Genomic DNA, 6,000 nt, shown 5'->3' on the forward strand with positions numbered 1-6,000 from the left:
CGAATGCGAAACTGGCTCAGGAAAACGGCAAGGTCAGCCCCGCACGACGATATGGGGCAATGCGCCGGGCGCAAGCGCGACGGCCGTCCCTCGTCAACGCTCGACCGGCTCGCCCCGCATGGCCCAGTCCTTGAAGCCACCGATATAGTGGCTGTCGATGGCGAGGCCAGCCGATTGCGCGAATTCCAGCGCCCGGCGCGAACGCACGCCGGCGGCGCAGGACAGGACGATGCGCTTGCCCGGCGCGTCGGGAATGTCGGCGGGGTTGAATTGCGAGAGCGGCAGCGAGACCGAGCCCGGGATGCGGCCGGCCGCGAACTCGTGCGGCTCGCGCACGTCGACGATCAGGATGGAGCCGTCGGCGAGCCCGGCCTTGACGGCGTCGATGTCGAGGTCGTGGACGATCAACTCGGGCCTCCGGATGGGTGGGTCGGCTAGTTCAGCAGACGAACGAGATAGAGCGTGAAGCCCGGAAAAGCCAGCATCAGCCCGAGCCTGACGAGGTCGGCCAGCAGGAACGGCATGACGCCGCGATAGGTCTTGGCGATCGGCACATTCCTGGCGATGGCGCTGATGACGAAGACGTTGAGGCCGATCGGCGGCGCGGTCAGCCCGATGCCGACCACGATCAGCACGAGGATGCCGAACCAGATGCCGACCTCGTCGGCCGGAATGCCGAAATCCAGCCCCGAAACGATCGGGAAGAACACCGGCAGCGTCAGCAGGATCATGGCGAGCTCGTCCATGACCGCCCCGAGCAGGATGTAGCAGCCGAGCAGCAGCGCCATCACCGCATAGGGCGACAGGCCCAGCCCCGCGACCAGCTCGGCGACCTGCGTCGGCAGTTGCGACAGGCCGAGAAAGGCGTTGAACACCTCCGAACCGAGCAGGATGATGAAGATCATGCCTGAGGTCTCGGCGGTCTGGATCAGGCTCTCGCGGATGTCGGCCCATGCGAGCTGGCCCATCAGGACGCCGACGAGGAACATCGAGACCGTGCCGACCGCGGCGGCCTCCGTCGGCGTGAACACGCCGCCATAGATGCCGCCGATGACGACGAGGATGACGAGCAGGGCAGGCCAGACCCGGACCAGGGCCGAGCCGGCGTCGACCCGCTCGGAGCGCGGCAGCTCGGGCGCGAGGCCGGGATTGCGCCTGACGACGATGGCGATGACGATGCAGTAGAACACGACCGCGAGCAGGCCGGGAAGCAACGCCGCCTGGAACAGCTTGGCGACGTTCTGCTCGGTCGCGATCGCGTAGACGACGAGGATCACCGAGGGCGGTATCAGCAGATCGACGACGCCGCCGACAGCGATGATGCCGGTGGCGAAGCCCGGCTCGTAGCCGTAGCGGCGCAGCTCCGGCAGCGCGGCGCGCCCGAACGTCGCGGTGGTGGCGACGGATGAGCCGCAGATCGCCCCGAAGATGGTGCAGGCGCCGATCACCGCCATGGCGAGGCCGCCGCGCAGGTGGCCGATCAGGGCGCGCGCCGCCACGAACAGGTCCCGCGCCAGCCCCGAGCGCTCCGCGAAGGCGCCCATCAGGATGAAGAGCGGGATCACCGAGAGCGTGTAGTTGGCGAACTGATAATAGGTGTTCGTCTTCATGTAGGAGAGGAAGGGCAGCCAGCCCGAGAGCCAGACATAGCCGGCGGCGCCGGTGACCAGAAGCGACAGGCCGACCGGCATGCGCAGGCCGATCAGGACCAGCATGGCGACGAAGCCGAGCGCGGCGACGGCGGCTCCGCTCATCGGCCTACCCTGAGCAGCTTGAGGCCCGTGCGCAATGCGGTCAGCGAGACGGCGGCGCACAGCACGACGCAGAGCGCGAAGACCGGCCCGAGCGGCACCCCGATCACCATGGAGTTGGTGCCGTTGGAGATGGTGTCGCGCGCGCCGCCGATGAGGCACCAGGCGAGCAGCGCCATCATCGCGGCGTAGACGAAGTCCCAGAAGGCGTCGATCAGGCGGTTCACGGAGGCCGGCAGCCGCGTGGTGAAGGTGTCGACCATGATGTTGCCGCGCCGCGCCTGCGTCAGCGCAAGGAAGCTGAAGATCGAGACGGCGGTGCCGATCTGGACGAGATCGAAATCGCCGTTGATCTGGTAGAGTCCGCTCCAGCGGCCGAAGATGCTGACGGTGACGAGCACCGACATGGCGAAGGCGAGCGTCCCGCCGAACAGGGCGAGCCACTCGGCCATCCGGGACCTGATGCCGCTGCTGGCGGCGGTTTCGTCGGCGCTCGCGGCGTGCCCCCCCTGCACGCGCGTCAGGCCGCCTTTTCGTGCCTGGCCAGCGCGGCCTTGGCGCTCGCCAGCAGCTTGTCGCCGTCGAGACCCTTGTCCTTGGCGGTCTTGAGCCAGCCCTCGATCACCGGCTCGGTGGTCTTGCGCCAGCGCGCCGCTTCGGCTTCTTCAATCATGCTGATCGTGTTGCCGCGCTTGCGCACCATGTCGGACACGACGACGGCCTGGTCGTCCCAGACCTTGCCGGCCATGGCCGAGGCCGCCGCGCCGGAATTCTTGTCGATCACGGCCTTCAGATCGGCCGGCATCGCGTCGTATTTGGCGCGGTTCATGGCGAGGATGAAGGTCGCGGTGTAGAGCGTCGGCGAACCCGGGATCTCGGTGTGGAACTTGACCAGTTCCTGGACCTTGAGCGCAGGCACCACCTCCCAGGGGATGACGGCGCCGTCGATCACGCGCTGCGCCAGCGATTCCGGCACCTGCGGCACCGGCATGCCGATGGCGTTGACGCCGAGCGCCCGCAGGGCCTCGCCGGCGAGCCGCGTCGGGAAGCGCAGCTTCATGCCCTTGAGGTCGTCCATCGTCTTGATCGCCTTGTTGGCGTGGATCAGGCCATGGTCATGCGCCCAGAAGCAGATCGGCTTCACCTCGCGGAATTCCTGCGCGAGGTTGGCCTCGGCGTAGTCGGCCAGAGCCAGCGAGTTCACCACGGCCTTCTTGTTGGCGACGAAGGGCAGCTCGAACGCCTCGACGCCGGTGAAGCGGCCGGGCGTCGAGCCGGGCAGGGTCCAGACGATGTCGGCGACGCCGTCTCGGGCCTGGTCGAAGAGCTGGGGCGGCGTGCCGCCGAGCTGCATCGACGGGAAGATGTCGATCTTGATGCGCCCGTTCGATTCGGCCGCGACCTTGTCGGTCCAGGGCTTGAGGAACTTCGCATGCCCGTTGGAAACCGACGGCAGGAAGTGGTGCATCCGCAGCGTCACCTCCTGCGCGTTGGCGCGCGTGGCGCGCAAGACGGCGGGCGCTGCGACGGCGGAGCCGGCGAGTGTCAGGAATCGGCGGCGATCGAAGCTCATCGTGGTCCCCTCCCAGGGGTCTGCGTTGGCGCGGCTCGGCTTGCAATGCGCGACATGCATGACAGGGCTGCTGCGTTCGAGCCGCAACATGACCGGCAAAGACGGGCGGATGCAAGCGTGAACGCGACGCCCGTCGACCCGCCCGGTGAAATAGTTGTCTAGGCAACCATTCGCGTCAAGCCGCTGCTCTGTCAGGCTGTCCATGTTCACGCTAAAGTAGTAAATTGCTATGAGAATCAACTCATGCACGAATATCCTGCTGACTGGGACGCGGTCCTTCAACGGCTCCTCGACGACAGCCGCGAGGTGAATCGTCGCGCCTTGGGCCATCAGCCGGACGTCGCCGAAGCCCGGGAATGGACCCTCGCCGGCCGCATCGCACATATCCGGGCCAGCCTCGCCACTATCGACACGAATCCGAAGACCGCCTCGCATGGCGCGACGGCGCGGCTCAGATTGCTGGTGGCGCTTTCGGCTCTGCCGGGCGGCGAGCGCCGGCTGGGCCCGCGCTGGCCGCTGGCGAAGCCGGGCAGGCTGCGGTTCGCCGACCGCGACGAGACCGTGACGCTGCTCGATCTCGGCAAAGGCGGCGCCATGCTGGCTCCGGTCGCCGGTCTGCCGGTGGGGTTCTCACCCGAGGCCAAGCTCATCCTGGGCAACGAGCCTGCCATCGCCGCGACCATCACAACCGACGCCGACTGCCTCGTCCACCTGGCTTTCGCGCCTTCGGACCCGCCCCTTGCCACAAAGCTCGTGGCGGAACTGCAGGACTGGGCCGCGCATTACGAAACCGAATTCTGGCATGTGACGGATCTCGCAAACGCGGTCGAGCGCCTGCTAGAAAGTGGTCTCTCGGACGGCGACGTCGATCCGAACGCGCTGTTCACTGGGGGGCCGGCCCCATTGCATGGCGGGCCGGGTTCGCTCGCATCCCGGCTCGACGCATTGCTGGAGCGGGCGCTGCCGCCCTCCGACGATCTCGTCTACGTGGCGGCCACGGACCGGAACGGCGCGACCGCCTGCGATCCGGGCGGGCGATTGCGGCATGGAGACGGGCCGGCCGGTGACACCGGAGCAGATGGCCGGGGCGTCGATGCGGTCGGCCTGCGCGCGGCGCGCTATGCGGAGAAAGCGCTCGTCCAGACCTATCGCAGACGACCGGGCCGGGAGCCGCTCGGCGTCGTCGCCGATATCGCGGCCCCGGTCTTCGTCCGGGGCCGTCGCTGGGGTTGTGTCCGGATCGGCCGCGCCCTGCCAGACAAGGCGCGGGTCTGAGCGATCTGCGTCAGGCCTGCGCCGGTATCCGCAGCACCCATCCGGGCTGGATCAGGTCTGGGTTCTTCACCGGCGGCGTGTTGGCCTTGACGATATCGGTGTATTTCGCGCCCTGACCCTTGCCGTAATGCGCCTCGGCGATCTTCCAGAGCGTGTCGCCCTTCTTGACCGTGTAGAAGACGGCGGCCGGGGTTTCCTTGGTGACGATCAGATCGGATTCGACCTGCGCCACGCCGATCGTGTTGCCGAGCGCGAGGATGATCTTCTCGGCCTCCTCGGTCGACATCGCCTTGCCCGTGATCTTCACCTTGTCGCCGCTGACGTCGATCTTGACGTCGGATGGCAGGCCGTAGCCGGCAAGTTCCTTCTGCAGCGCATCGGGCGTCGCCGCCTTCGCCTCGCCCGAACCGAAAATCTTGGCTCCGGCTTCCTTGATGAAACTGAACAGGCCCATCGACGTCTCCTTTTATCCCTTGCGCCGGCATCAAGCCTGCTCATGGCGACAAGTTCAAGGCGGATTTGCACGCTGCCCGGCCGGTCGCGCAAGGCAGTTTCTTCGCAAGGCGGCTTTCCCGGCTCGCCGCGCGCTGGCACAAGCAGACGCGATGCAAAAGGAAATCCCGCCATGCTGACCCTCGCCCAGGCCCAGACCCTGCTGGCCGCCGCCCTCGCCTATGCCGACAAGGCGGGCCTCAAGCCGCTGGCGATCGCGGTGCTCGACGCGCGCGGCGCGCAGAAGGCCTTCGCGGCGCAGGACGGCGCCAGCCTGAAGCGCGGCGAGATCGCGATCGGCAAGGCCCATGGCGCGGTCGCGATGGGCATCGGTTCGCGCGCCATTCACAAGATGGCGCTGGACCGGCCCTATTTCGTCGAGGCCGCGACCCATGCGGTCGGCGGCTCGCTCGTGCCGGTGCCCGGCGGCGTGCTGATCCGGGACGTCTCGGGCGCGCTGCTCGGCGCGGTCGGCATCTCCGGCGACACCTCCGACAACGACGAGGCCGCCGCCGTCGCCGGCATCGCCGCCGCCGGGCTCGCGGCCGATACGGGCGCATAGAGCGCAGCCGCGCTTCGCCTTCGGGACTTGCCAGACGCCGCGTAAACCCTCATGTGACGCGGCGATGTCCGGTTTGCCGGATTTCTGGAATGTTTCAAAGGAAATCAGATGAGCGTCGAGGCCGCAGCCGGTGAGGTCATCACCACCGACGTCGTGATCGTTGGCGCGGGTCCGTGCGGGTTGTTTGCGGTGTTCGAGCTCGGCCTGCTCGACATCAGGGCCCATCTCGTCGACATCCTGCCCAAGGTCGGCGGGCAGTGCGCCGAGCTTTATCCCGAGAAGCCGATCTACGACATTCCGGGCTTTCCGGTCGTCACCGGCCAGGGCCTGGTCGACAACCTCGTCGA

At 67.7% G+C, this 6,000-nt stretch carries 7 protein-coding genes and 1 pseudogene; 3 read left to right on the forward strand and 5 right to left on the reverse strand.

Annotated features, from left to right (window positions below):
- Window positions 1-93: 93 nt before the first annotated feature.
- The 4 genes from AC1RRW_RS20210 to AC1RRW_RS20225 are packed head-to-tail and all read right to left on the reverse strand — an operon-like array spanning window position 94 to window position 3,324.
- The gene (locus tag AC1RRW_RS20210; protein ID WP_492903217.1) at window positions 94-408 is read right to left on the reverse strand and encodes a rhodanese-like domain-containing protein; all 315 of its coding nucleotides are present in this window, start codon (window positions 406-408) and stop codon (window positions 94-96) included.
- A gap of 26 nt (window positions 409-434) precedes the next feature.
- Window positions 435-1,754 (reverse strand): TRAP transporter large permease, encoded by a 1,320-nt coding sequence (locus AC1RRW_RS20215; protein WP_492903219.1) that lies wholly within the window; start codon window positions 1,752-1,754, stop codon window positions 435-437.
- Entirely contained in the window at window positions 1,751-2,266 is a 516-nt protein-coding gene (locus AC1RRW_RS20220) for a TRAP transporter small permease (protein ID WP_492903221.1), read from the reverse strand. The genes AC1RRW_RS20215 and AC1RRW_RS20220 overlap by 4 nt, the downstream gene beginning before the upstream one ends.
- A 5-nt stretch (window positions 2,267-2,271) precedes the next feature.
- Entirely contained in the window at window positions 2,272-3,324 is a 1,053-nt protein-coding gene (locus AC1RRW_RS20225; protein WP_492903223.1) for a TRAP transporter substrate-binding protein, read from the reverse strand.
- 243 nt (window positions 3,325-3,567) lie between these two features.
- On the opposite strand from AC1RRW_RS20225, the gene AC1RRW_RS20230 reads away from it, so the two are divergent.
- Window positions 3,568-4,599: a hypothetical protein gene (locus tag AC1RRW_RS20230; protein ID WP_492903225.1), complete on the forward strand. Its 1,032-nt coding sequence runs from the start codon at window positions 3,568-3,570 to the stop codon at window positions 4,597-4,599.
- 10 nt (window positions 4,600-4,609) lie between these two features.
- Here AC1RRW_RS20230 and lysM read toward each other — a convergent pair whose 3' ends face one another.
- Entirely contained in the window at window positions 4,610-5,053 is a 444-nt protein-coding gene (gene lysM / locus AC1RRW_RS20235; RefSeq protein ID WP_492903227.1) for a peptidoglycan-binding protein LysM, read from the reverse strand.
- Between the two features lie 171 nt (window positions 5,054-5,224).
- On the opposite strand from lysM, the gene AC1RRW_RS20240 reads away from it, so the two are divergent.
- The gene (locus tag AC1RRW_RS20240; RefSeq protein WP_492903228.1) at window positions 5,225-5,653 is read left to right on the forward strand and encodes a GlcG/HbpS family heme-binding protein; all 429 of its coding nucleotides are present in this window, start codon (window positions 5,225-5,227) and stop codon (window positions 5,651-5,653) included.
- A gap of 108 nt (window positions 5,654-5,761) precedes the next feature.
- Window positions 5,762-6,000: pseudogene (locus AC1RRW_RS20245) on the forward strand (ferredoxin--NADP(+) reductase); the annotation flags it as partial.

Source organism: Allobosea sp. GW821-FHT12C12 (assembly GCF_058807355.1).

Bases quoted from the DNA above. Each gene is read 5' to 3' on its own strand.
- AC1RRW_RS20215 (WP_492903219.1), bottom strand. From the start codon at position 1,754: ATGAGCGGAGCCGCCGTCGCCGCGCTCGGCTTCGTCGCCATGCTGGTC.
- AC1RRW_RS20225 (WP_492903223.1), bottom strand. From the start codon at position 3,324: ATGAGCTTCGATCGCCGCCGATTCCTGACACTCGCCGGCTCCGCCGTC.
- AC1RRW_RS20230 (WP_492903225.1), top strand. From the start codon at position 3,568: ATGCACGAATATCCTGCTGACTGGGACGCGGTCCTTCAACGGCTCCTC.
- lysM (WP_492903227.1), bottom strand. From the start codon at position 5,053: ATGGGCCTGTTCAGTTTCATCAAGGAAGCCGGAGCCAAGATTTTCGGT.
- AC1RRW_RS20240 (WP_492903228.1), top strand. From the start codon at position 5,225: ATGCTGACCCTCGCCCAGGCCCAGACCCTGCTGGCCGCCGCCCTCGCC.